The organism is Bradyrhizobium manausense (assembly GCF_018129685.1).
Lineage (GTDB): Bacteria > Pseudomonadota > Alphaproteobacteria > Rhizobiales > Xanthobacteraceae > Bradyrhizobium > Bradyrhizobium manausense_D.
This window is the reverse complement of sequence record NZ_JAFCLG010000005.1, coordinates 331,332-352,879: the sequence shown is the minus strand read 5'-3', so window position 1 is coordinate 352,879 and position 21,548 is coordinate 331,332. Positions and strand designations below refer to the sequence as shown.

The 21,548-nt window shown below is 64.4% G+C and carries 21 protein-coding genes; 9 read left to right on the top strand and 12 right to left on the bottom strand.

Features of this window, described 5'->3' with window-relative positions:
* Positions 1–23: 23 nt before the first annotated feature.
* Positions 24–398 (bottom strand): transcriptional regulator, encoded by a 375-nt coding sequence (locus JQ621_RS16310; protein ID WP_212235729.1) that lies wholly within the window; start codon positions 396–398, stop codon positions 24–26.
* Positions 385–1,002 (bottom strand): hypothetical protein, encoded by a 618-nt coding sequence (locus tag JQ621_RS16305; protein ID WP_212235728.1) that lies wholly within the window; start codon positions 1,000–1,002, stop codon positions 385–387. Before JQ621_RS16305 ends, JQ621_RS16310 begins: the two co-directional genes overlap by 14 nt.
* Before the next feature lie 198 nt (positions 1,003–1,200).
* Between JQ621_RS16305 and JQ621_RS16300 the strand changes: the two genes are divergently transcribed.
* On the top strand, positions 1,201–2,457 hold the full coding sequence (locus JQ621_RS16300; RefSeq protein WP_212235727.1) for a S1C family serine protease: 1,257 nt from the start codon (positions 1,201–1,203) through the stop codon (positions 2,455–2,457).
* Between the two features lie 224 nt (positions 2,458–2,681).
* Here the strand turns inward: JQ621_RS16300 and JQ621_RS16295 are convergent, their stop codons facing one another.
* The 4 genes from JQ621_RS16295 to JQ621_RS16280 all read right to left on the bottom strand — a co-directional run bounded on the left by JQ621_RS16295 (position 2,682) and on the right by JQ621_RS16280 (position 5,308).
* Positions 2,682–3,413, bottom strand: a complete 732-nt coding sequence (locus tag JQ621_RS16295; protein ID WP_212235726.1) for a DUF899 domain-containing protein — start codon at positions 3,411–3,413, stop codon at positions 2,682–2,684.
* A 21-nt stretch (positions 3,414–3,434) separates the two neighbouring features.
* Positions 3,435–3,779, bottom strand: coding sequence for an SRPBCC family protein (locus JQ621_RS16290; RefSeq protein WP_312015421.1), 345 nt, complete (start codon positions 3,777–3,779; stop codon positions 3,435–3,437).
* Entirely contained in the window at positions 3,779–4,231 is a 453-nt protein-coding gene (locus JQ621_RS16285; RefSeq protein ID WP_212235725.1) for an ArsR/SmtB family transcription factor, read from the bottom strand. Before JQ621_RS16285 ends, JQ621_RS16290 begins: the two co-directional genes overlap by 1 nt.
* Before the next feature lie 102 nt (positions 4,232–4,333).
* The gene (locus JQ621_RS16280; protein WP_212235724.1) at positions 4,334–5,308 is read right to left on the bottom strand and encodes a Bug family tripartite tricarboxylate transporter substrate binding protein; all 975 of its coding nucleotides are present in this window, start codon (positions 5,306–5,308) and stop codon (positions 4,334–4,336) included.
* A gap of 133 nt (positions 5,309–5,441) precedes the next feature.
* Here JQ621_RS16280 and JQ621_RS16275 point away from each other — a divergent pair, with 133 nt between their 5' ends.
* Both JQ621_RS16275 and JQ621_RS16270 read left to right on the top strand, forming a co-directional pair.
* Positions 5,442–5,861 carry a VOC family protein gene (locus tag JQ621_RS16275; protein WP_212235723.1) on the top strand — a complete coding sequence of 140 codons (420 nt, stop codon included), beginning with the start codon at positions 5,442–5,444 and terminating at the stop codon, positions 5,859–5,861.
* 209 nt (positions 5,862–6,070) lie between these two features.
* Positions 6,071–7,651, top strand: a complete 1,581-nt coding sequence (locus tag JQ621_RS16270; RefSeq protein WP_212235722.1) for an AMP-binding protein — start codon at positions 6,071–6,073, stop codon at positions 7,649–7,651.
* Between the two features lie 150 nt (positions 7,652–7,801).
* Here the strand turns inward: JQ621_RS16270 and JQ621_RS16265 are convergent, their stop codons facing one another.
* The 3 genes from JQ621_RS16265 to JQ621_RS16255 form a co-directional block, all read right to left on the bottom strand.
* Positions 7,802–8,896 carry an HD-GYP domain-containing protein gene (locus JQ621_RS16265; RefSeq protein ID WP_212235721.1) on the bottom strand — a complete coding sequence of 365 codons (1,095 nt, stop codon included), beginning with the start codon at positions 8,894–8,896 and terminating at the stop codon, positions 7,802–7,804.
* Between the two features lie 388 nt (positions 8,897–9,284).
* The gene (locus JQ621_RS16260) at positions 9,285–11,579 is read right to left on the bottom strand and encodes a xanthine dehydrogenase family protein molybdopterin-binding subunit (protein WP_212235720.1); all 2,295 of its coding nucleotides are present in this window, start codon (positions 11,577–11,579) and stop codon (positions 9,285–9,287) included.
* The gene (locus tag JQ621_RS16255; RefSeq protein WP_212235719.1) at positions 11,576–12,067 is read right to left on the bottom strand and encodes a (2Fe-2S)-binding protein; all 492 of its coding nucleotides are present in this window, start codon (positions 12,065–12,067) and stop codon (positions 11,576–11,578) included. The genes JQ621_RS16260 and JQ621_RS16255 overlap by 4 nt, the downstream gene beginning before the upstream one ends.
* Positions 12,068–12,580: 513 nt before the next feature.
* Between JQ621_RS16255 and JQ621_RS16250 the strand changes: the two genes are divergently transcribed.
* From JQ621_RS16250 to JQ621_RS16240, 3 genes are all read left to right on the top strand, one after another.
* On the top strand, positions 12,581–13,345 hold the full coding sequence (locus JQ621_RS16250; protein WP_212235718.1) for an alpha/beta fold hydrolase: 765 nt from the start codon (positions 12,581–12,583) through the stop codon (positions 13,343–13,345).
* A 24-nt stretch (positions 13,346–13,369) separates the two neighbouring features.
* Complete coding sequence (locus JQ621_RS16245; RefSeq protein WP_212235717.1) at positions 13,370–13,705, top strand: hypothetical protein; 336 nt, start codon at positions 13,370–13,372, stop codon at positions 13,703–13,705.
* Between the two features lie 108 nt (positions 13,706–13,813).
* Entirely contained in the window at positions 13,814–14,488 is a 675-nt protein-coding gene (locus JQ621_RS16240) for a dienelactone hydrolase family protein (protein WP_212235716.1), read from the top strand.
* 131 nt (positions 14,489–14,619) lie between these two features.
* Here JQ621_RS16240 and JQ621_RS16235 read toward each other — a convergent pair whose 3' ends face one another.
* From JQ621_RS16235 to JQ621_RS16225, 3 genes are all read right to left on the bottom strand, one after another.
* Positions 14,620–15,372: a polysaccharide biosynthesis/export family protein gene (locus tag JQ621_RS16235; RefSeq protein ID WP_212235715.1), complete on the bottom strand. Its 753-nt coding sequence runs from the start codon at positions 15,370–15,372 to the stop codon at positions 14,620–14,622.
* Between the two features lie 121 nt (positions 15,373–15,493).
* Positions 15,494–16,150 carry a peptide-methionine (S)-S-oxide reductase MsrA gene (msrA, locus tag JQ621_RS16230; RefSeq protein WP_212235714.1) on the bottom strand — a complete coding sequence of 219 codons (657 nt, stop codon included), beginning with the start codon at positions 16,148–16,150 and terminating at the stop codon, positions 15,494–15,496.
* Between the two features lie 162 nt (positions 16,151–16,312).
* The gene (locus JQ621_RS16225) at positions 16,313–16,630 is read right to left on the bottom strand and encodes a hypothetical protein (RefSeq protein ID WP_212235713.1); all 318 of its coding nucleotides are present in this window, start codon (positions 16,628–16,630) and stop codon (positions 16,313–16,315) included.
* 387 nt (positions 16,631–17,017) lie between these two features.
* Here JQ621_RS16225 and rpsT point away from each other — a divergent pair, with 387 nt between their 5' ends.
* The 3 genes from rpsT to dnaN all read left to right on the top strand — a co-directional run bounded on the left by rpsT (position 17,018) and on the right by dnaN (position 21,548).
* Positions 17,018–17,284 (top strand): 30S ribosomal protein S20, encoded by a 267-nt coding sequence (rpsT, locus tag JQ621_RS16220; protein ID WP_188099530.1) that lies wholly within the window; start codon positions 17,018–17,020, stop codon positions 17,282–17,284.
* 1,317 nt (positions 17,285–18,601) lie between these two features.
* On the top strand, positions 18,602–20,014 hold the full coding sequence (dnaA, locus tag JQ621_RS16215) for a chromosomal replication initiator protein DnaA (RefSeq protein ID WP_249125336.1): 1,413 nt from the start codon (positions 18,602–18,604) through the stop codon (positions 20,012–20,014).
* Between the two features lie 415 nt (positions 20,015–20,429).
* On the top strand, positions 20,430–21,548 hold the full coding sequence (gene dnaN, locus JQ621_RS16210) for a DNA polymerase III subunit beta (protein ID WP_212235711.1): 1,119 nt from the start codon (positions 20,430–20,432) through the stop codon (positions 21,546–21,548).

The following is a 21,548-nucleotide window of genomic DNA, read 5'->3' as shown; positions in this document are numbered from 1 at the left end:
TCTCCAGGCAAAAAGGGGGACGATCAGGTCGAGAGAATGCCGAGACGGCCGAGCGCCGGCGCCTCGCGGCCGGCGGCTTTGGCGGCGTCGCGCACCAGCCGTTCGAGCACGGCGAGATAATCGAGAAAGCGGCGGCGACCCGTCCTGGTCAGGCGGCAAGTCGTGTGCGGGCGATTGCCCTCATAACCCTTGGTCACCTCGACGAGGCCCGCTTCCTGAAGGACGGCGAGGTGCCGGCTGAGATTCCCGTCGGTGAGGCCGCAGAGCTGCTTGAGATCGGCGAACGCAAGCCCCTTCGGGTGCGCCATCAGCGACGTCAGCAACCCGAGCCTCGCCTTCTCGTGGATCACTCGGTCGAGCCCTTCATAGGAGAAAGGCGCGCTGTCAGTCTTCGACATCATTGTCTCCGGACGCGAGATACAGAATGGCCGCCATCACCGACTGGCCGATGACGAAGGGCAGTCCCATGGTCCATGGCGAGAGCATGTGGGAGCGGCTCGCCAGCACCACCACGGCAAAGCCCGAGATGAAGTACCAGGCCCCGGCGAACGCGACGCTGCGCGGCAGCGAGCGGGCCGACGCGAAGATGCCGAGCGACACCAGGATCTGCCACAGCCCCGGCAACAGCCACAGCGTCTCGGACGCGAACTTCCACATCACCACCGCGAGCAGAACGCCGGCGACGCCCGCGGGCAGGAACTGCTCGACCGCCTGATGGATCATGGCGTCGGCTAGACCCGAATGATGGCGGCGCGAACGCGCACGCATCTCGATCCAGATCATCAGGCCGGACACCGTCGCCGCCGCGAACCAGCCCAGAAAAAAGCCGAGCGGCTCGCTCGTGGGATCGCCCAGCAGCCAGAATTGCAGGATCGCAGTCATCAGCGCGACCGCGCCGGTCGCAGCCATCGTCGCCGGACCGTAGCCGCGGAACGCCGTGCCGGCCGCAATCTGACTGCGGATCGCCACGATGTCGGCCAGTGCCTTGTCGAGATCGCGCATCGGCAACGCCAAAGCTCCGCTCCACCCACGCTCACGGACCGGCTTTACCAGTCACTTTGTATCGCAAAGTATACCGCGTTACAAAGCAAAGGCAAGCCGGGAAATCGCCCATCGGGACGAGACGGCCGCAGACAACTGCCGGTTGCGTGGCGGCCGCCAGCCCCGCTAAGATGCGGCCAAAATGCTCTGGGGGACGTCATGTGGTTAAAGTCGTTCGTCGCCGCAGCCCTGCTGCAGGTATGTCTCGTCGGATCGGCGCACGCGAAAGGACCGTTCGGCAGCGTCAATGTCGGCGGCTGGACCGGCGGCGCCTTCAGCGACGACGAGACGGGCGCCTTCTCCCATTGCGCGGTGACGGCGGCTTACGCGAACGGCGTCATCCTCGTCGTGAGCCAGAATGCCTCCGGCATATGGTCGCTCGCCTTTGCGAGTCCCAACTACCACTTCAACAAGGGCGAGAACGCCGCGATCGACGTGACCTTCGACGGGCAGGAGCAAGCCAGGCTGTTCGCCACGGCGTACCGGCCCGACATGCTCACGGCCGTGATGCCGCTCAACGTCGTGCGCACGTTCCAGAAGGCGAGCCTGATGGTGGCGACGGCCGGCCACGCTGTCCTGAACTTCGACCTGAGGTCGACCGGGCCAGTGATCGCCGCACTGGCCAATTGCGTGACCAAGGTGAAGGCCGACGGGCTCGACAAGGCCGGCGATTTCACCAAGGGCACCGCGAAGCCGGCAGCCACGGCAGACAAGCAAGGCGCGCCGCCAGCCGGCAAACCCGGCAAAGGGGCCAGGAGCGCTTCCGGTTTCGGCACCGGCTTCGTGGTCAGCGCTGCCGGACACATCGTCACCAACAACCACGTGATCGACGGTTGCACCGAGCTCAAGGGCAATCTCACCGGCGAAGCCGCGATGGTGCTGCGCGTGGTGTCTGCCGATGCGAGCAACGATCTGGCTTTGCTGCAACCTTCGTCGACGGCGACATTCAAGGACTTTGCCCGGATCCGCGATCGCTCGTTCCACTCCGGCGATTCCGTCGTCGCGATCGGCTTTCCCTACCACGGCTTGCTCACGTCTGACTTCACCGTGACGACCGGGATCGTCAGTTCGCTCAGCGGCATGCGCAACGACACGCGCTTCCTGCAGATCAGTGCCCCGGTGCAGCCGGGCAATAGCGGCGGCCCGCTGTTCGACACCAGCGGTCAGATCGTCGGCGTGGTCACGGCAAAGCTCCCTGGATTGCGCATTGCCGCGCTGACCGGCGACATCCCCGAAAACATCAATTTCGCCATCAAGACTGGCGCGCTGCGCGACTTCCTCGACAATTCCGTGGTGCCGTACCAGACGGCCGAGCCGAAGGGCGAGCTCAAGACCACCGAGATCGCCGGCAACGCCCGCGCCTATACGATGCTGATCTCGTGCAAAGGCACGGAAGAGGCCGACGCGAAGAAGTAGCTAAGCCGGATTGAGGCACGCTATCGCCCCTGTTATTCCCCGCGACCCGGCTACGCCAAGGCTTCGCCGGGGTTGAGGTCCAGGCGCGCCGAAGCTTTGGCGAAGGCGGCAAGCGGGAATCCAGTACGCCGCAGCTTCTCGATTCAGACACTTCCCTCTCGGAGTACTGGATCGCCCGGTCAAGCCGGGCGATGACACCTTTGATGTAGGCCGAAAGCGCCCCATCACCCGTGGCAGCACGCGCCTTTCGCCTGCGGCTCGTACTGGTCGCGCAGGCGCACCCAGTCCATCGGATAGGGCAAACCGTCCTCGTGACGGCCGAGCGGGGTGAGGTCGAGATATTGGTAGGCCGCGTTCATCATGTCGAGGCCGCGCGCGAAACATGAATAGGTGTGGAAGATCTCGCCGGCATCATTGCGATAGAACACGCTGATGCCGGGAAGCTCCGGGCCGTAGAATCCCGTGGTGCCGAAATTGTACTTTGGCACCCCGCTCTCGATCTCTTCACGCGTGAACGAGACCCCGGTGTCGCGGTTGAAGTCGTTGTCGCCCGACGACACCCAGTCGAAGGTCCAGCCCATGCGCTTCTTGAAGGCCTCGAGCTTTTCGCTAGGGGCCAGCGAGATCGCGACCATGGTGGTGTCGCGCGCCGCCAGATGCGGCACCATGCGCTCGAAGCCGTCGGCCCAGAACGAGCAGCTCTTGCAGGCCGCATCCCAGTCCGGCGCGAACATCACGTGCTGGATCACGAGCTGCGGACGGCCCCTGAAGAGTTCGCCGAGCGTCACCTTGCCGGCCGGCCCCTCGAACACGTAGTTCCTGTCGACTTTCACCCAGGGCAATGCCCGGCGTTCCTCGGCCAGGCGCTCGCGGGCCTGCGTGAACGCCTTCTCATGCGCCAGATGGGCTTTGCGGGCGGCGAGCCATTGCTCGCGCGAGACGATCTGATGTTGCATGATATCCTCCTCTGGCTGGGATCAGGCGACGAAGCCCTCGAGTTTGTCGAAGAACGAGCTCCAGCCGCGCTGATGGTTGTCGCGCGCGGTTTCGTCGAAGAACTGGGCATGATGAAAGATCATCAGCGTTCCGGAATCCTCGGGCTTCAACGTGATCGTCACCAGCGATTCGCGCTCCGGCGTCGAATGCCACGCCCAGGTGAACACCAGCCGCTCGTTCGGCACGACCTCGCGATAGATGCCGCCGGCTTCGAAATATTCGCCGTCGTCGCGGGTAAAGGAGATGCGGTAGCGGCCGCCGCTGCGGACATCGAGCTCCGCATTCAACGTCGCCGGCTTCATGCTCGGCGGCCCGAACCATTGCACTAGCTGCTCGGCCTGCGTCCAGGCGGCGAAGACTTTTTCCGGCCGCGCCCGGAGCCGGCGCGTGAGCGTGAGGCTCGGACCTTCGATTGTCCGTTCGGCGGCGTCGGCGACTGCGCTGACCATGGTTTGTCCTCCACAAAGGCGGCAAGGCGGTCGAAACTCTCGGACCAGAATTGCGCGTAGCGATTGAGCCAGTTCATCGCCTGCTCCATCGGCTGCGCGGTGAGCCGGCAGGCCACGGTGCGCCCGGTCTTCTCGCGCACGATCAGGCCCGCATCCGAGAGCACGTCGAGATGCTTCATGATGGCCGGGAGCGAGATCGCGAACGGCGCTGCCAGCTCGCTGACCGACAAATGATCGTTCTCGACGAGCCGCGCGAGCAGCGCACGCCGCGTCGGATCGGACAGCGCCGCAAAGGTACGATCGAGCGTCTCGTCTAGATACTTAACCATAAGGTTTAGTATATACGCGAACGAAAAACCGTCAAGCAGGAACCCTCCCACAAAAAACCCCGCCTTTCGGCGGGGCTCCATTTCCGGTCGATCACGAGATCGCTACTCGACCTTGAGGCCGGCGAACTCGACGACCTTCTTCCACTTGGCGGTCTCGGCCTCGATCTCCTGACCGAACGCTTCCGGCGTCTCGACCAGCGGATCGCCGCCGAGCTCGACCAGGCGCTTGGTCATCTCGGGCTCCTTCATGAGCGTGTTGACCTCGTTGCTGAGCTTGGCGATCAGGTCCTTGGGCATGTTCTTCGGCGCGCCCATGCCGAACAGCGCGCTCGCCTCGTAGTCTTTCACGGTCTCGCCGATCGCAGGCACGTCAGGCAGCTGCGGCGAGCGCTGCGCCGTGGTGACGCCGAGCGCGCGAAGCGAGCCGGAGCGGATGTGCTGGATGATCGAGGGCATGTTGTCGAAGATCACCTGCACCTGGCCGCCGAGCATGTCGGTGATCGCAGGCGCCGCACCGCGATAGGGCACGTGCTGCATCTTGCAGCCCGTCATCGCCATGAACATTTCGCCGGACAGATGGACCGAAGTGCCGTTGCCGGAGGAGGCCATGTTCACCTTGCCGGGATTGGCCTTCACGTAGTCGATGAACTCGGCGACGGTCTTGGCCGGCACGTCCTTGTTGACGGTCATCACGTTCGGCGTGCGCTGGAAGGCGGCGATCGGCGCGATGTCGCGAACGAAGTTGAACTTGAGGTTGGCGTAGAGCGTCGTGTTGATGTAGTTGGCCGGATTGACCAGCAGCACGGTGTAGCCGTCGGGCTCGGCATTGACGACGGATTCGGTGCCGATGTTGTTGCCGGCGCCCGGCTTGTTCTCGATCACGAATTGCTGGCCGAGCCGCTCGGACAGGCGCTGGCCGATCAGGCGCGCCAGAATGTCGGTGGCGCCGCCCGGCGGGTAACCCACCACGAACTTCACCGGCCGGGACGGATAATCCGCGGCAAGAGCCTTCGACAGCGGGCTGGCCGCAAGAGGCGTGGCCGCCAGCAAGCCCAGCGCGGTACGGCGAGTGATCATGTCAAGGGTTCTCCCGATGTTGTTCTTGAAAGCGTGAAAGCCGGTCGTCTTGAAAACGGCGGCGGCGGCGTTGTAACAAGGCCCGCCGCGCCCGAACAGTGCGCTGGCTTCATGGCGACGAAAGGATTACGGCATGCCGGTCAAGGTTCAGGCCCTCGATCACCTCGTCATCAACGTCACCGACGTCGCTGTCACCACCGAGTGGTATCGCAAGATCCTCGGCATGGAAGTCAAGGTGTTCGAGCCCGGCGGCGGCAAAGCGCCGCGGACCTCGCTGCAATTTGGTCAACAGAAGATCAATGTCCGCCCGCGCGACGCCGACAAGGTGGACTGGTTCACCGCGGACCATCAGACCGCCGGCAGCGAGGATCTGTGCTTCCTGACGTCCTCGACGCCCGAGGAGGTGGTGGCGCATTTGCAGGCCCATGGCGTCGCGATCGAAGAAGGCCCGGTTCGCAAGCAAGGCGCCCGCGGTACGCTGCGCTCGGTCTATTGCCGGGATCCGGATGGCAGCCTGATCGAGATTTCGTCGTACGAGGATGGTGATCGATAGGATAGTCTCGATCGTCATGCCCGGGCTCGTCCCGCCTGCGCGGACGAAGCCGCTTCGGCGCGGCGAAGGCCCGGGCATCCACGTTCTTAGTCGCGCGTGGCAAGGCGTGGATGGCCGGGTCAAGCCCAGCCATGACGAGTGGAGATGGCAGGAAGACGCAATCATCAAAAGGCAGCCGCCATCAAGATGCAGGCTGCACGGGAGGACGCATGGCCATTCAACAAACCGCCGCGGGGATCGTTGGCCCGTTTGACGGGCTCGATGTGCCCTGGCTGCTGAAGATGCGCGCCGAAGTGCGCCGCGATCATCCGTTCCTGATCTGGGCACCTTTCGACGCGCCAGCGCGACACTGGAGCTATGGCGAGTTTCACGAGCGGGTCGGTGCGCTCGCGGCGGGGCTCGCCAGACGCGGCGTGAAGCCGGGCGAGTATGTGCTCATTCACCTGGACAATTGCATCGAGGCATTGCTGGCCTGGTTCGCCTGCGTCGAGCTGGGGGCCATCGCCGTGACCACCAACACCCGCTCGGCGCCGGCCGAGATGGAGTATTTTGCCGACCATTGCGGCGCGGTCGCCGCGATCACGCAGCCGGCCTATGCGGAAATCGTCGCACAGAACTGCCGCAACGTCAGCTGGATGGCGGTGACGTCACACGATGCAGGCGCTGCGCCCGCGCAAGCGGTCGCGCGCGGCGACAGCTTCGAATCCCTGTTCGCCGACAGCGCCGATCGTCCCAGGCGCACCACCGATCCGCTCGCACCATGCAGCGTGCAATACACGTCCGGCACGACATCGCGCCCGAAGGCGGTGCTCTGGACCCATGCCAACGCGCTGTGGGGTGCCAAGATCAATGCCGCGCATGAGGATTTGCATGCGAGCGACGTGCACCAGACCTATCTGCCGCTGTTTCACACCAATGCGCTGGCCTATTCGATGCTCGCAACGCTCTGGGTCGGCGGATCTTGCGTGATCCAGCCGCGCTTTTCCGCGAGCCGGTTCTGGGGCGTGGCGCGCGAGCACGGCTCGACCTGGACCTCGACGATCCCGTTCTGCATGAAGGCGCTGCTCGAGCAGGAGATCCCTAAGGATCACAAATTCCGTCTATGGGGCACCGCGGTGAACGAGCCGCCGCCCTTCGCCGCGTTCGGCGTCAAGATCATCGGCTGGTGGGGCATGACCGAGACCATCACCCACGGCATCATCGGCGAGGTCGATCAGCCCAACATCCCGATGTCGATCGGCCGCGCCGCGGGCGAATATCAGATCCGCATCACCGACGATGACGGGCGGCCGACCGCGGTCGGCGACACCGGCAATCTCGCGATCAAGGGCATCCCCGGGCTCTCGCTGTTCGCCGAATATCTCCACAACGAGAAGGCGACGCGCGAGAGTTTTGACGAGCACGGTTTCTTCCTCACCGGCGACCGCGTCGAGCGGCTGACGAACGGTTTCATCAAGTTCGGTGACCGCGCCAAGGACATGCTGAAGGTGGGCGGCGAGAACGTCGCGGCCTCCGAGATCGAGCAGGTGATCGCCGTCGTTGCCGGCGTCCGCGAAGCGGCCGTGGTGGCGAAGAAGCATCCGATGCTGGACGAGGTGCCTGTCGTCTTCATCATCCCGCATGGCGGTGTCGCGGGCGCGCCACCTGATTTGCAGGACCGCGTGATGGCCGCCTGCCGCAAGGGCCTTGCCGACTTCAAGGTGCCGCGCGAGATCAGGCTTGTCGACGACATGCCGCGCTCGACCTTGGAGAAGGTGGCGAAGGCCGAGTTGCGGAAGATGGTGGGGTAGTGATGTCGTAGGGTGGGCAAAGCCATCGGGGCGCGCGAACGCGCGCCCCGATGGTGTGCCCACCGCGTCTGTTGCAGTCGTTGAAAGATGGTGGGCACGGCGCGCGAAGAGCGCGCCCTTGCCCACCCTACAGCAGCGGAGTTTGCTGCGTCAGAAAGATCCCAGCGCCACCGGCCGGAACGCCTGCAGCAGCTGCTGGTCCAGCTTGCCGCCCATGCCTTCCATCATCGTGAAGGCGCGCTCGTGCGTGAAGGGCATGCGATAGGCGCGCTTCTCGACCAAGGCGGCATAGATATCGACGATCGTCGTCAGGCGCACGATGTCGCTGATCTGGTTCGACGACAGGCTGTTCGGATAGCCGCTGCCATCGAGGAATTCGTGGTGATGCAGCACGACGTCGAGCATCTCCGGCGGGAAACCGCCTTGGGCGGCGAGCGCGTCATAGCCGCGGCGCGGATGCTGGCGGACTTCGGCCATTTCCTCGTCGGTGAGCTTGCCGGCCTTGTCGAGCAGGCTCGAGGAAACGAAGGCCTTGCCGACATCGTGCAGCAGGGCGGCGCGGGTCAGGCGGCGCTGATCGTCCTCGCGCATGCCCAGATGCTGGGCGAACGCAACGGCGAAACCGGTGACGAACAGGCAATGCCGATAGCTGCCGACATGGTGGCAGCCGACGGTGGTGAGCCATTCGCGCAGCGAAGAGTGCTTGATGGCCTTCAGGATCTTGTTCTCGGCAGCGACGACATCGTCGAACGTCAAGGGCACGCCGAGCGGCAGCTTCTCGAACATCTTGCTCAGGACCGCATGCGCCGCCTCGACGCCGCGGTTGAGCGTCTTGCCGCGATCGGTCGCGTCATAGGTCGCGGTGTCTGGAAACGCAGCGCGAATGCGCTGCAGGATCGCCTCGGGCTGCAGCGGGCGCGAGATGGTGTCGGTGGCGCCAAGCGCCCAGGCCTGCATGGTGCCATGATGCAGCGCATCGGCCAGCACGAACAGCCGCGGCATCGCGCGATAGCCTTCGCCGCGCAGCTTGTTGCGCACCCGCTGCACGCTTTCGGGCGAGCGCAGGTTGATGTCGACGACGAGGCCGGAGAGATCGCGCGACGGCTGCTCCGGGATCTCCTGCGTCGTCACGGTCGAGACTTCGCCGACCACCTTCAGGATGCTGGCGAGCTCCGTGCTCGCATCGCTCCGGTCGGAGGCGAGCAGAAGCCGACGTTTGGCGGCGGATTTGGCTGGCGCGTTCATGGCTTCCCCAAAAGCACGGGAGTGTCTTTGGCGTCAGCCTAGGCCGGATCAGGTTCTCCGGCCCTTAAGAGGCGTGCTCAACGGAACCTGCCGGAATTGCACGCAATTTTACGGATCGGGATTCCCAGCAGGGGCGAAAACAACCCCATGCACAGTAGGAGGGCCGTTGATGGAAAACGGGAATTTTTGGCCCCACTGTCGTCGCCCGGCTTGACCGGGCGACCCAGTACGCCGAGGCGGCGCGGCCGGAACCGAGAAGCCGCGGCGTACTGGATGCCCCGCTTTCGCGGAGCATGACAGCGAGTGCTGGTGTGCAGGATCACACCAAAACAAATCCGCCGGAGGCTGCCCTCCGGCGGATCGTCTCGCATCACATCTGCGGCCCGGCTTAAGCCTTCATGGCACCCTTCACGGCTTCCGCCGTGATCGGCAGCGCGCGGACGCGGGCGCCGGAGGCGTTGAAGATGGCGTTGCCGATGGCGGGGGCGACGACCGTCACGGCAGGCTCGCCGACGCCGGTGGCCTTCTCGCCATTGGCGATCACGGCGACCGCGACCTCCGGCATCTGGCTCATGCGGAGCGGCGTGTAGCCATCGAAGTTGGTCTGTTCGATGCCACCGTCCTTCAGCGTCGCCTTCTCGTACATCGCAAGCGACAGGCCCCACAGCGCCGCACCCTCGACCTGGGCGCGGATGTTGTCGGGATGCACCTGCGTGCCGACGTCGGTTGCGACCGTGAGCTTCTTCACGGTCACCTCGCCCGAGGGCGCGACGGCCACATGCGCGACGCAAGCGGTCCAGCTTGCGGTCGCACGTTCCTGCGACGACACGCAGGCGACGCCCATGCCCTCGCCCTTCGGCAGCTTCTTGGTGCCGTAGCCGGCAAGGCCCATCGCGGCGAGCAGCGTGTTGCGCAGCCGCTGCGCGCCGCCGTCGTTCTTGCCGGCGCCGTCGAGCAGCGAGATGCGGAATTGCGCCGGATCCTTGCCGGTCGCAGCCGCGATCTCGTCGATCATGCTTTCGACCGCCCAGAAGGTCCAACCCGGCGCCACCGAGCGGAGCTGGCCCGACGGGGTGGCGTTGTGCGCCATCTCGTTCTTGATCGCGCGCACATTGTGGTTCGGCACGGTGTAGAAGAAGTCCGAACCGTTCACCGTGAACGCGTCGAGCGGGCCCTTCTTGTCGACCGAGGGCGACAGGAAGTCGGGGATGCCCCAGCGCTGGGTCGGCCAGGCCGAGACCACGTCGTGGCTGAGCGCGACGAGCTTGCCGTCGCCGTCCACGCCGGCCTTCACTTTTTGATAGGTGAGCGGACGCGAGAAATCCATCGTCATGTCGTTCTCGCGCGTGTAGATCACCTTCACCGGCTTGCCCACGGCCTTCGCCGCCTGCACCGCCGGCACCATCATGTCGGCGTCCAGCCTGCGGCCGAAGCCGCCACCGAGCCACATCTGGTGCATCACCACGAACTTCGGATCGATCCCGGCAGCGCCCGCCGCAATCGCGCCGGAGCGCGTCGCGAACTGGTTGCCGGAATAGATGTGCAGGATGTCGCCCTTGAACTCCGCAGTGGCGTTCATCGGCTCCATCGGCGCGTGGATGTTGATGCTGGTGGTGTATTCCGCCTCCAGCACCTTCGCCGCCGAACCGAGCGCGGCTCCGACATCGCCGTCCTTGACGAAGAACTGGCCGGAATCGTCGAGCTTCTGAAGCCGCTTGGCCTCATCGAGCAACGACTGACTGGACAGTTTTGCATTCGGCCCGCCGTCATAGCTGACCTTCAGCGCCGCTGCCGCCTTCTTGGCGTTGGCATAGGTGCTCGCGACCGCGACCACCCAACCGGTCGTCGTCTGGGTCTTGTCGTCGAGGATGACGGCCTTGATGAAGCCCGGCACGGACTTCGCGGCCGAGTCGTCGACTGATTTCACCGTGGCGCCGTAGCGGACCGGCGGTGTGACGATCGCGCCATAGACCATGCCCGGCAACATCACGTCGATGCCGTATTTGGCCGTGCCGTTGGTCTTGGAGGGGATGTCGATCTGCGGCACCGACACACCGATCATGGTGTATTGATCCGGGCTCTTCAGCTTGATCGCCTTCAGCTCGTCGGGCGTGAAGGTCTTGGTCGCCTTGCCGCTCTTGACGATGTCGGCGAACGACATCTGCTTCTTCGACTTCGGATGCAAAACCATGGAGTCGCGCACCACGAGTTCGTCCTTGAAGTAGGGGGGCAGGCCCATGGCCGCGGCGGCGGCCTCCGTCAAGGCGATGCGTCCGGCGGCACCCGCCCGGCTCATCGCCTCGAAGTTCATCATGGTCGACCAGCTGCCGCCGGTGATCTGCGCACCGAGCACCGGATCGTTGAACTTCGGATCATTGGAGGCGAGGTTGACCCGCATGTCGCTCCACTTCGCGCCCAGCTCCTCGCAGACGATCTGCGCCATGGTGGAGGCGATGTGCTGGCCCATGTCGGCCTTGCCGCAGGTCACGGTGACCAAGCCATCCGGCGAGATCGCGTACCAGACGCTCGGCTCGAAATTGGCGGGAGCCGCAGCGAGCGCGTCACCGATGCCGGGGACACCGGCATAGCCGAGCACGAGGCCGGTGGCGGCGGTGCCGACCAGGAAGGAGCGGCGGCTGAGATCCGTCGTCTCGGGTGCGATGGTCTTCACGTGCTTGTTCATGTGGGCCTCCGGTCGTTGCCGGCGGCGGATGCGGTGCGCATCTCGGTGGCGGCGCGCATGATTGCCTTCTGGATCCGCGAATAGGTCATGCAACGGCAGAGATTGCCGTCCATATGCGCCACGACCTCTTCCTTGGTCGGATTGGAATTTTTCGCGAGCAGCGACGCTGCCTGCATGATCTGCCCCGACTGGCAGTAACCGCATTGCGGCACCTGCTCGGCAATCCACGCCTTCTGCAAGGGGTGGTCACCCTTGGCGGAGAGGCCTTCGATGGTGGTGATCTTCTTGCCGGCGACATCGCCGACCATGGTCTGGCACGACCGTACGGCTTCGCCGTTGACGTGCACGGTGCAGGCACCGCACAGGCCGGCACCGCAGCCGAATTTCGTGCCGGTCATCTGCAATTGTTCGCGGATGGCCCAAAGGAGCGGCGTGTCGTTTGCCGCATCCACGGACATACTCCGCCCGTTGATCGTGAGCGTTGGCATAGGCGTCTTCCCCTGCCGGTGCATGAAGCCGCTTACGGCGGCGACTTGATTGACGGACGCCCACCGGGCTGGCCTCCGCCTTGCGCGCAAGAATGATCGCGTTCGCGCGCAGAGGCAATTGCAATTTGGAATCGGTCGAAACAATCGCGGCGTCTGCTTGTTGTGCGTTGCGACAACAGCGCTGACGTTAGCGACTGGACACAACTAGCGGCGCGCGAAGCACGCGCGCCATCGCGCGCAGGCAGTTTCTTCGAAGTAACTTGGCGGGCTAAGGTGCAAGCGCGCCGACGTGGTGTCTTACCCTCCCCTGGAGGGGTCCGGGACGAGCGGAGCTCGCCCGTGGGTCGATCGCGCGAAGCGCGACCGGGGTGGGGTGATCTCTCAACACGGGCAGCGCTTGCTGGGAGAGACTGTCACCCCACCTCGGTTCGCATTTCATGCGAACCGATCCTCCCCCTCCAGGGGAGGATGGGCACCGCTGCCGGTAGAACGAAAAAGAGAGGGCCGGAAACAATGCCAGGGATCAATCGAGACGGCGTCAACATCTATTACGAGGTTCATGGCGACGGGCCGCCGCTGCTGCTGACGCACGGCTATTCCTCGACCTCGGCAATGTGGCACGGGCAAGTTGACGCGCTCGCGAAGGACCACAAGCTCGTGCTGTGGGACATGCGCGGCCACGGTCAGTCCGACTACCCTGACGATCCCGACGCCTATAGTGAGGCGCTGACCGTCGGCGACATGGCGGCGATCCTCGATGCGGTTGGCGCGCAGCGCGCCATCATCGGGGGGTTGTCGCTCGGCGGCTACATGTCGCTGGCGTTCTACCGCGCCCATCCAACGCGCGCACGGGCGCTGCTGATCATCGACACCGGTCCGGGCTTCAAGAAGGACGATGCCCGCGAGGCCTGGAACGCGCGGGCGCTCGCCACCGCCGAAAAGCTCGATCGAGAAGGTCTCGCTGTGCTGACATCGGCGACCCGCGAGCGCGCCACCGCCAGCCATCGCAATGCCAAGGGATTGGCGCACGCGGCGCGGGGGATGCTGACCCAGCGCGATGCCGCGGTGATGGAACTGCTGCCCAATATCAAGGTGCCGTCCCTGATCGTGGTCGGCGCTGACGACACACCGTTTCTGGCAGCGTCCGACTACATGGCCGCAAAAATCCCCGGCGCACAAAAGGTCGTGATCCCCGCGGCCGGACATGCCGTCAACATCGATCAACCCAAGGCTTTTGTTGACGCCGTGGTGCCTTTCCTGAAGAACTTGCCGGCATAGACGGTCGAACAGGAATCCACGGCAATGAAGCGGGCAATCTTGGCTGCGGGCGCAGCGCTTCTCATGATGACGGCGTCCGCGCAGGCCGAGCCGTTCGGCACGGCGCGCCGTCCCTTCGTCGAGACCTCCTCGAACAACACGCCTTTGGCATTCGGGATGAATCCGGACCAGACCGCGCAGGCGCTCGGACAGCCGCTGCAATATGTCAAGGGACGGCCCGGCAACGAGATCTATCTCGCCCTTCGCGACCTCGGCGGCAGCGGCCTCGTGCCGTCCCGCCATCGCCTGTTCCTGCAATTCCGGCATGGACGGCTGGCAGGATGGAAAGAGGATTACGGCAACAACTGGATGTGGGAGTGAGGGCGTTGTGCGCCGACATTTCCGGATCGTCATGGCCGGGCTCGGGCATGACGAATTTGTGGAACGAGCGAATTCTCGATCGATGACCAACCAAGAAGGACAACCCGCGTGGGACAAGACATCAAACTGACGGCGTCGGACAATTTCCAGCTGGGCGCCTATCGCGCCGATCCCGCTGGCGCGCCGAAGGGCGCGGCCGTGGTGATCCAGGAGATCTTTGGCGTCAATCACCACATCCGTTCGGTCTGCGATCGCCTCACCGGCGAAGGCTACGTCGCGATCGCCCCGTCGATCTTCGACCGGACCACGCCGAACTTCCAGTCGGGCTACACGCCCGATGAGATCGCGCAAGCGCGCAAATTCGTTGCCAATCCCGATTGGGAGGCGATGCTGCGCGACACGCAGGCGGCGATCGACGCGGTCCAAAGCGTCGGGCCGGTCGGCGTTATCGGCTTCTGTCTCGGCGGCAGCATCGCCTATCTCGCGGCAACGCGGCTGAGCGGCCTCAAGGCGGCGATCGGCTATTACGGCGGCGCAGTCGTGCGCTTTGCCGACGAGACGCCGAAGGTGCCGACGCAACTGCATTTCGGTGAGAAGGATGCCGGCATTCCCCTCACCGATGTCGAGACCGTCAAGGCGAAGCGGCCTGACGTCGAGGTCTTCGTCTATCCCGGCGCGCAGCACGGCTTCCATTGCGACGAGCGGCCCAGCTACGACAAGGCCAGCGCCGAGATCGCCTGGCCGCGCAGCATGGCGTTTTTCGCCAAGCATCTGACGAAGTAGCAGGCGACTCTCGCCTCCGTCATTCCGGGATGCGCCGCGGAGCGGTGCAGACCCGGAATCCATCGGGCGTCAGCGTTGGTGGAGAAATGGATTCCGGGCTCGCGCTGCGCGCGCCCCGGAATGACGAGAAACTAGAACCAGCGCTCGCCGACGAACACGGTGTCGCCGGGGCTGACGGGCGTGCCCAGCGGCACGACGGCGCGCATGGAGCCGCCACCGTCGGTGTGGGTCACGGTGACCATGTCGCGCTTGGCACGCGGCGAGAAACCGCCGGCGATGGCGACCGCGCTCTCGACCGTCATGTTCGGCACGTAGGGATATTGGCCGGGCGCGGCGACTTCGCCGAGAATGAAGAACGGGCGGTAGGATTCGATTTCCACGGCGACCGAAGGCTCGCGGATATAGCCGTTGCGCAGTCGCGCGGCGATTTCGCCGGCAAGACCTGCCGTGGTGCGGCCACGCGCCGGCACCGCGCCGATCAGCGGCATCGTGATGGAACCACCGGCATCGATGGCGTAGCTGTTGGTCAGACCTTCCTGGCCATAGACCACGACGCGCAGCTTGTCGCCGGCATCGAGGTGATAGGAGGCATCGTAGCGGACGGGCGCGGCCATCACCGGTCCGCCATAGGCGACCGGCAAGGGAGCGGGACCGGATGCAAAGGAATTGCTGAGCGCGTCAATGGCACCGCCGCCGCTGCTGGCAACGACGACCGGGCGCGGCGTGCCATAGGGCTGGCCATAGGCCATGGCGTCGAGATCGGGGCGCGGCTGCACATAGGCAACGGGGCCGGTCGTCTGCATGCAGCCGCCCAGGGTCAGCGCGGCGGACGCTGCCAAGGAGACTGTCAGGATCGACCATCGAAACGCGCGTGCAACCGGCACCTGAGTCACCCTCAGAACGAGACAGGTCCAGTGATGCACCGGTTATGGTTAACAAAGGGTTGAGGGGGGCTCAACCCTCCCCTGGAGGGGATCCCTGGAGGGGAGGGTAAGAAAGAACAGCTCAGACGCTCACACCGACGCCGATCGGACACGACACGCCGGTGCCCCCCAAGCCGCAATAGCCGGCGGGGTTCTTGGCCAGATATTGCTGATGATAGTCTTCGGCGAAGTAGAACGGGCCGGCAGGTGCGATCTCGGTGGTGATCGCCCCCAAGCGCTTTGCGCTGAGCGCCTTCTGATAGAGCGCCTTCGACTCGAAGGCGGCCTTCTTCTGCGCATCGGAATAGGTATAGATCGCACTCCGATATTGCGTGCCGACATCGTTGCCCTGGCGCATGCCCTGCGTCGGGTCGTGGTTCTCCCAGAACGTCTTCAGCAGCTTCTCGTAAGAGATCTTCTTCGGATCGAACACGACCAGCACCACTTCGGTGTGGCCGGTGCGTCCCGAGCAGGTCTCTTCATAGGTCGGGTTCGGCGTATGGCCGCCGGCATAGCCGACAGCGGTGGAATAGATGCCGTCGCCGAGCTCCCAGAATTTGCGCTCGGCGCCCCAGAAGCAGCCGAGCCCGAACACGGCCTGCTCGAGGCCATCAGGATAAGGCGGCTGCAACTTCGCGCCGTTGACGAAATGGATGCGCGCGGTGGGAATGGCTTGCGCACGCCCGGGCAGCGCGGCGGCTGCACCAGGCAATGCGGTGGACTTGCGCATGAACAGCATGATCGGACCTCCGCAAATCGAGCTGTCGCCCGCCTGAGCCAGGTGCTCAGGTGGCATGCTCGCGATCAGGTGGGAATATAGGTCTCTACGCGGCAGGCGGCCGTCTTGTTACGCCGCCGCTCCCGCGCGGCTCAGTCGCGGGAGCGGCGGGAATTGACAGGGTCAATCCCGGGCATAACCGATCAGCGGCTTGCGCGGCCGGAACACGATCATCAGCAAAATGCCGAGGATGCCGAGCACGGCGAAAACCGGCTGGTCGAGCACCAGGCGGATCACCGAGGTCCAAAGCCAGGGCGCTTTGGCCTCGACCCAGGTCCGGAAAGCCGACTGGCTGGCCTGGTTGATGTCGTTCCAGAACTGGCCAAACCGGGTGAAGCGCAGGGTCTGGTCGGCCACCCAGCGGGCGCCGTCATAGACCATGAAGAAGAACCCGCCGGCCAGGAGCAACAAGCCAATCAGTCGGAAAAAGCCGCGGATCATAACCCACCCAATCTGGTCACCCGATCGGACGACCCCGATAACGCAGTCAGCCAATAACCAAGAGATGGCAGAAATTCAACCTCATCAGGGCGTTACGGCCCCTCCTGGCGCGCCATCGGCCGGCTTTTCCAGCCCCTAGAGCGTTGACGGTGCCAAAGACCCCCTCTATAAGGGCGCCAACTGGCGGCAGGCGCAATCCTGCCGCCGCTGTTCTTTGAGCAGTTGCAGGCTCTTTTGGGGCCTCAGAGATAGCCGAAAGGCTCATCGCTCATGCTCCGGGAACGGCCCAGCAACCGAACACCCTAAATCCGAGCGTCGATTCCGCGGTCAAGCTGCCGGCGCTATCAGACCAAGACGCGACCGGTACCCGCAAAGGACATTGAGACCATGGCCAACACCACCTCCGCCAAGAAAGCGACGCGCAAGATCGCCCGCCGCACCGCCGTCAACAAGTCGCGCCGCACCCAGATGCGTGGTGCCGTGCGCACCGTCGAAGAAGCCATCAAGAGCGGCGACCGCGCCGCCGCCGTCAAGGCGCTGGCCAGTGCCGAGCCCGCGCTGATGCGCGCCGCCCAGCGCAACATCATTCACAAGAACAACGCCAGCCGCAAAGTCTCGCGCCTCACCGCGCAGATCGCCAAGCTCGCCAAGTAAGCGCGCCAAGTAAGCGCTCAAGTCAGCGCCAAGCAGGATCGCGACCAAAGTCGCGTCGCGCCGATCGCTTCATAGGATCGGTTGAGGCGAACATCGCAAGTCTCGATCAGCCCGGCTTTCACGCCGGGCTTTTTGTTGCCTGTCACAATTCACCCTTGCGGTCTCTTCACGCTTGCAGCCTTTGGCCCACCGCCGCTGGAAGCGTCTTGCCGTCTTCGCGACGCTGCATCCGTAATTTTACCGGCCGTTGTTCTTGCAACAGCGGAAACCTTCATCTGCGCTGCGCTGCGAAAAACCCCTGCGGCATGGGCTCAAGTTGAATTCGCAAGCACTTGAGTTCTGCACACCGTAGTTTCCACGGAACATGTTGCGCAGTGGAGTTACCCTGCGAAACGCGACTCGAAAAACGATGACTCGCTAATCACTTATCGACATAGCGGCGCAAAGCATTTGGAAAAATCGCCTGTGCAGCGCGCGCGTGACGCTTTTGTAAAAATTTTTTGGCGGTAGCGGACTCGTTGTCACATGACATGCCGCATCTTCGAATCTGTGCACGAATCCAAAAACTTGGTCTCAAGCCTGTGAACAACCCGCGCGCGGCGTTAACGCTGGTCAAGTTTTTTGATGCCTCAAGTGTGAATCAATTTCGTTGCGAGTCTTTCCGCTTAGTGTATTCCTTAAGTCGTTCGCGGCGCCCACGATCTTGAGACCAGCGCGGTTTAGGAAACGGGGCGAGCGTGCAAATCGGCGGCGGTGTGCACGTAGGCGACGCTTCAACAAGTGATTGTCGGATCAAACCCACAGCAATGTGGGAACGGTAGCTCTTTGTCTTGATGTCTCCAAGCGAGATCTTCGCGATCTCGCCGGCACCAGGCGCATGAGGGACACCGACGCGACCCCGACACACGATGGCGAAGCCGAGCGAACGACACGAGCAGACGGGCAGAACATCCGCAACTGAACTAACGGCGCGGACGTTCTTTTACGCAGGACCTTGCCGTGAGCAATCACGGCAGGACGGGGAGGTATCATGTCCTACGGATTAAACGCGGTATTGACTGAAGTTTCATTGTCCAACGATGCCGTTTCCAATCCGTCCTGCGACCAGCCTCCCACGTGTGACGGCGCGTCGAGTACGCGCTGACCTCGCGAACCCTCCATCTCCGACATCGCTGATCTGACCGCGGCGTTCGCGCCGAGCGGTCGAGCTGTGCCCGAAGATGGACTCGCTCGAGGTCGCGCCATCCGGAAGTTCTGGCAGGAACTTGGCATGGCGCCCACCACGCAACCTTATCTCTCAAGAAAAGTTTTCAAATGATGACGACATCGGAACAGGATCGCTGGTCACGCGTGAAGAATCGCCTGCGCTCGAACGTTGGCGAGGACGTCTATACGAGCTGGTTTGCGAGGATGGATCTCGAAGGCGTGCAGGACGAGAGCGTGCGGCTCTCGGTCCCGACGCGCTTCCTGAAGAGCTGGATCCAGGCCCATTATGCCGAGCGCGTGCTGTCGTGCTGGCAGGCCGAAATGCCGGAAGTGCATCGCATCGATCTCACCGTTCGCTCCGCCGTGCGCCCCGCGGTGCAGCCGAAGGAAGCCCCCGCGCCGGTCGAGACGCGCCGCGCCCCTGCGCCCGAGCTGCGCTCCACCGCGACCGCGCCGGTCTCCGCCAATCACGATGCGCTCGGCGGCTCGCCGCTCGATCCGCGCCTGACCTTTGCAAGCTTCGTCGTCGGCCGCTCCAACACGCTGGCCCATGCCGCCGCGCGCCAGGTTGCCGAAGGTCGCCGCGGCGATGCCGTGATGTTCAACCCGCTCTACATCCATGCCGGCGTTGGCCTCGGCAAGACGCATCTGCTGCAGGCGGTGACCTGGGCCGGCAATTCCGGCAACGAGCGCAAGGTGCTGTATCTCACCGCGGAAAAATTCATGTACGGCTTCGTCGCCGCGCTGAAGACGCAGACGGCGCTCGCGTTCAAGGAAGCGCTGCGCGGCATCGACGTGCTCGTGATCGACGACCTGCAGTTCCTGCAGGGCAAGTCGACGCAGGCCGAATTCTGCCACACGCTGAACGCGCTGATCGACGCCGGCCGCCAGGTCGTGATCGCCGCCGACCGCCCGCCGTCGGATCTCGAAAGCCTCGACGACCGCGTCCGCTCGCGCCTCGCCGGCGGTCTCGTGGTCGAGATGGGCTCGCTCGGCGAGGAGCTGCGCCACGGCATTCTCAAGTCGCGCGTCGCGGCCGCCCGCACCCATCACGCGACCTTCGACGTGCCCGAGGACGTCCTGACCTATCTGGCGCGCGCCATCACCCATAACGGCAGGGATCTCGAAGGCGCGATCAACCGCCTGCTGGCGCACTCCAAGCTCAACAACCGGCCGGTGACGCTGGAAATGGCGGAGCACGAGGTGCGCGATCTGATCCGCCCCTCGGAGCCGAAGCGGATCAAGATCGAGGACATCCAGCGCGTGGTGGCGCGGCAGTATAATGTCAGCCGCTCCGACCTGTTGTCCTCGCGCCGGACCGCCAATGTGGTGCGTCCGCGCCAGGTGGCGATGTACCTCGCCAAGACGCTGACCCTGCGCTCGCTGCCCGAGATCGGCCGCCGCTTCGGCGGACGCGACCACACCACGGTGCTGCACGCGGTGCGCAAGATCGAGGCACTGGTCTCCAAGGACAATGCGCTGTCGGAAGAAGTCGAGTCGCTCAAGCGCCAGCTGCAGGAATAAACGCCTATTTCTTCTTTTCACCTCTCCCCGCTTGCGGGGAGAGGTCGGAATGCGCGCGGTACGCGCGGATTCCAGGTGAGGGGGACTCTCCGTAAGTCCAACTCACACCTCCCCTGCGGCGACTCCCCCTCACCCCAACCCTCTCAGCGCGAGCGAAGCTCGTCGCGGCCCCGCAAGAGGGGCGAGGGGGCCACTTGCGCCCGGGGCGCGCTTTATTTCTGCCGGTAAATCGTGGGGAACCACCCCGCAATCCCTTGAAACGGATGGCTTTACGCGCCACCTTGCGCGACCCTGACGGCTTTGGTCATATCGGCTGGATGATCCGGCTTTCAGGGGTCTTCGGTGCCGTGGTGCGCGTCCCGCCGCCCGGCCTCTCCAACGCTTTAGTTTTCTCGGGGATCGGGCGAGTAGTGCAATGAAGGTTACGGTCGAACGCGCGCAACTCCTGAAGTCGCTGGGCCATGTCCACCGCGTGGTCGAGCGCCGCAACACGATTCCGATCCTGGGCAACGTGCTGGTCCGCGCCGAGAACGCGAAATTGTCGCTGAAGGCGACCGACCTCGATCTCGAGGTGACCGAGACGCTGCCGGCGGAAACCGCAACGGCCGGCTCGACCACGGTGCCGGCCCACATGTTCTACGACATCGTGCGCAAGCTGCCAGACGGTTCGCAGATCGTGCTGGAAGCCGACGGCGACCGCGCGGTGCTGGCGATCCGCGCCGGCCGCTCGCGCTTCACGCTGCAGACGCTGCCGGAGAACGATTTCCCGGACCTTGCCGCCGGCGACCTCTCGCACTCGTTCAATCTCGCGGCCAAGGACGTCAAGCGGCTGATCGACCGCACCCAGTTCGCGATCTCGACGGAAGAGACGCGCTATTATCTCAACGGCATCTATCTGCACGCCGCCGGCACCGCGAAGGCGGCCACCTTGCGCGGCGTCGCCACCGACGGCCACCGCCTTGCCCAGCTCGACCTGGTCCAGCCCAAGGGCGCCGAGGGCATGCCTGGCGTGATCGTGCCGCGCAAGACCGTCGGCGAGGTGCAGCGCCTGATCGAGGACACCGACGCCGAGATGACGATCGAGCTGTCGCAGGCCAAGATCCGCTTCACCATCGGCAACGTCGTGCTGACCTCGAAGCTGATCGACGGCACCTTCCCCGACTACGGCCGCGTGATTCCGCAAGGCAATGACAAGGAGCTCGTGGTCGACAAGAAGGATTTCGAGAACGCTGTCGATCGCGTCTCGACGATTTCGAGCGAGAGAGGTCGCGCGGTCAAACTGTCGCTGTCGCCGGGCAAGCTGGTGCTGTCGGTGACCAATCCGGATTCGGGCAGCGCGACCGAAGAGCTCGAGGTCGAATACGCCTCCGACGCCCTCGATATCGGTTTCAACTCCCGCTACCTGCTCGACATCGCCGCCCAGATCGAAGGCGACGTCGCCACCCTCCGGCTCGCCGATCCCGGCTCGCCCACCCTGGTGCAGGACAAGGACGACAAGAGCGCGCTGTACGTGCTGATGCCGATGCGGGTGTGA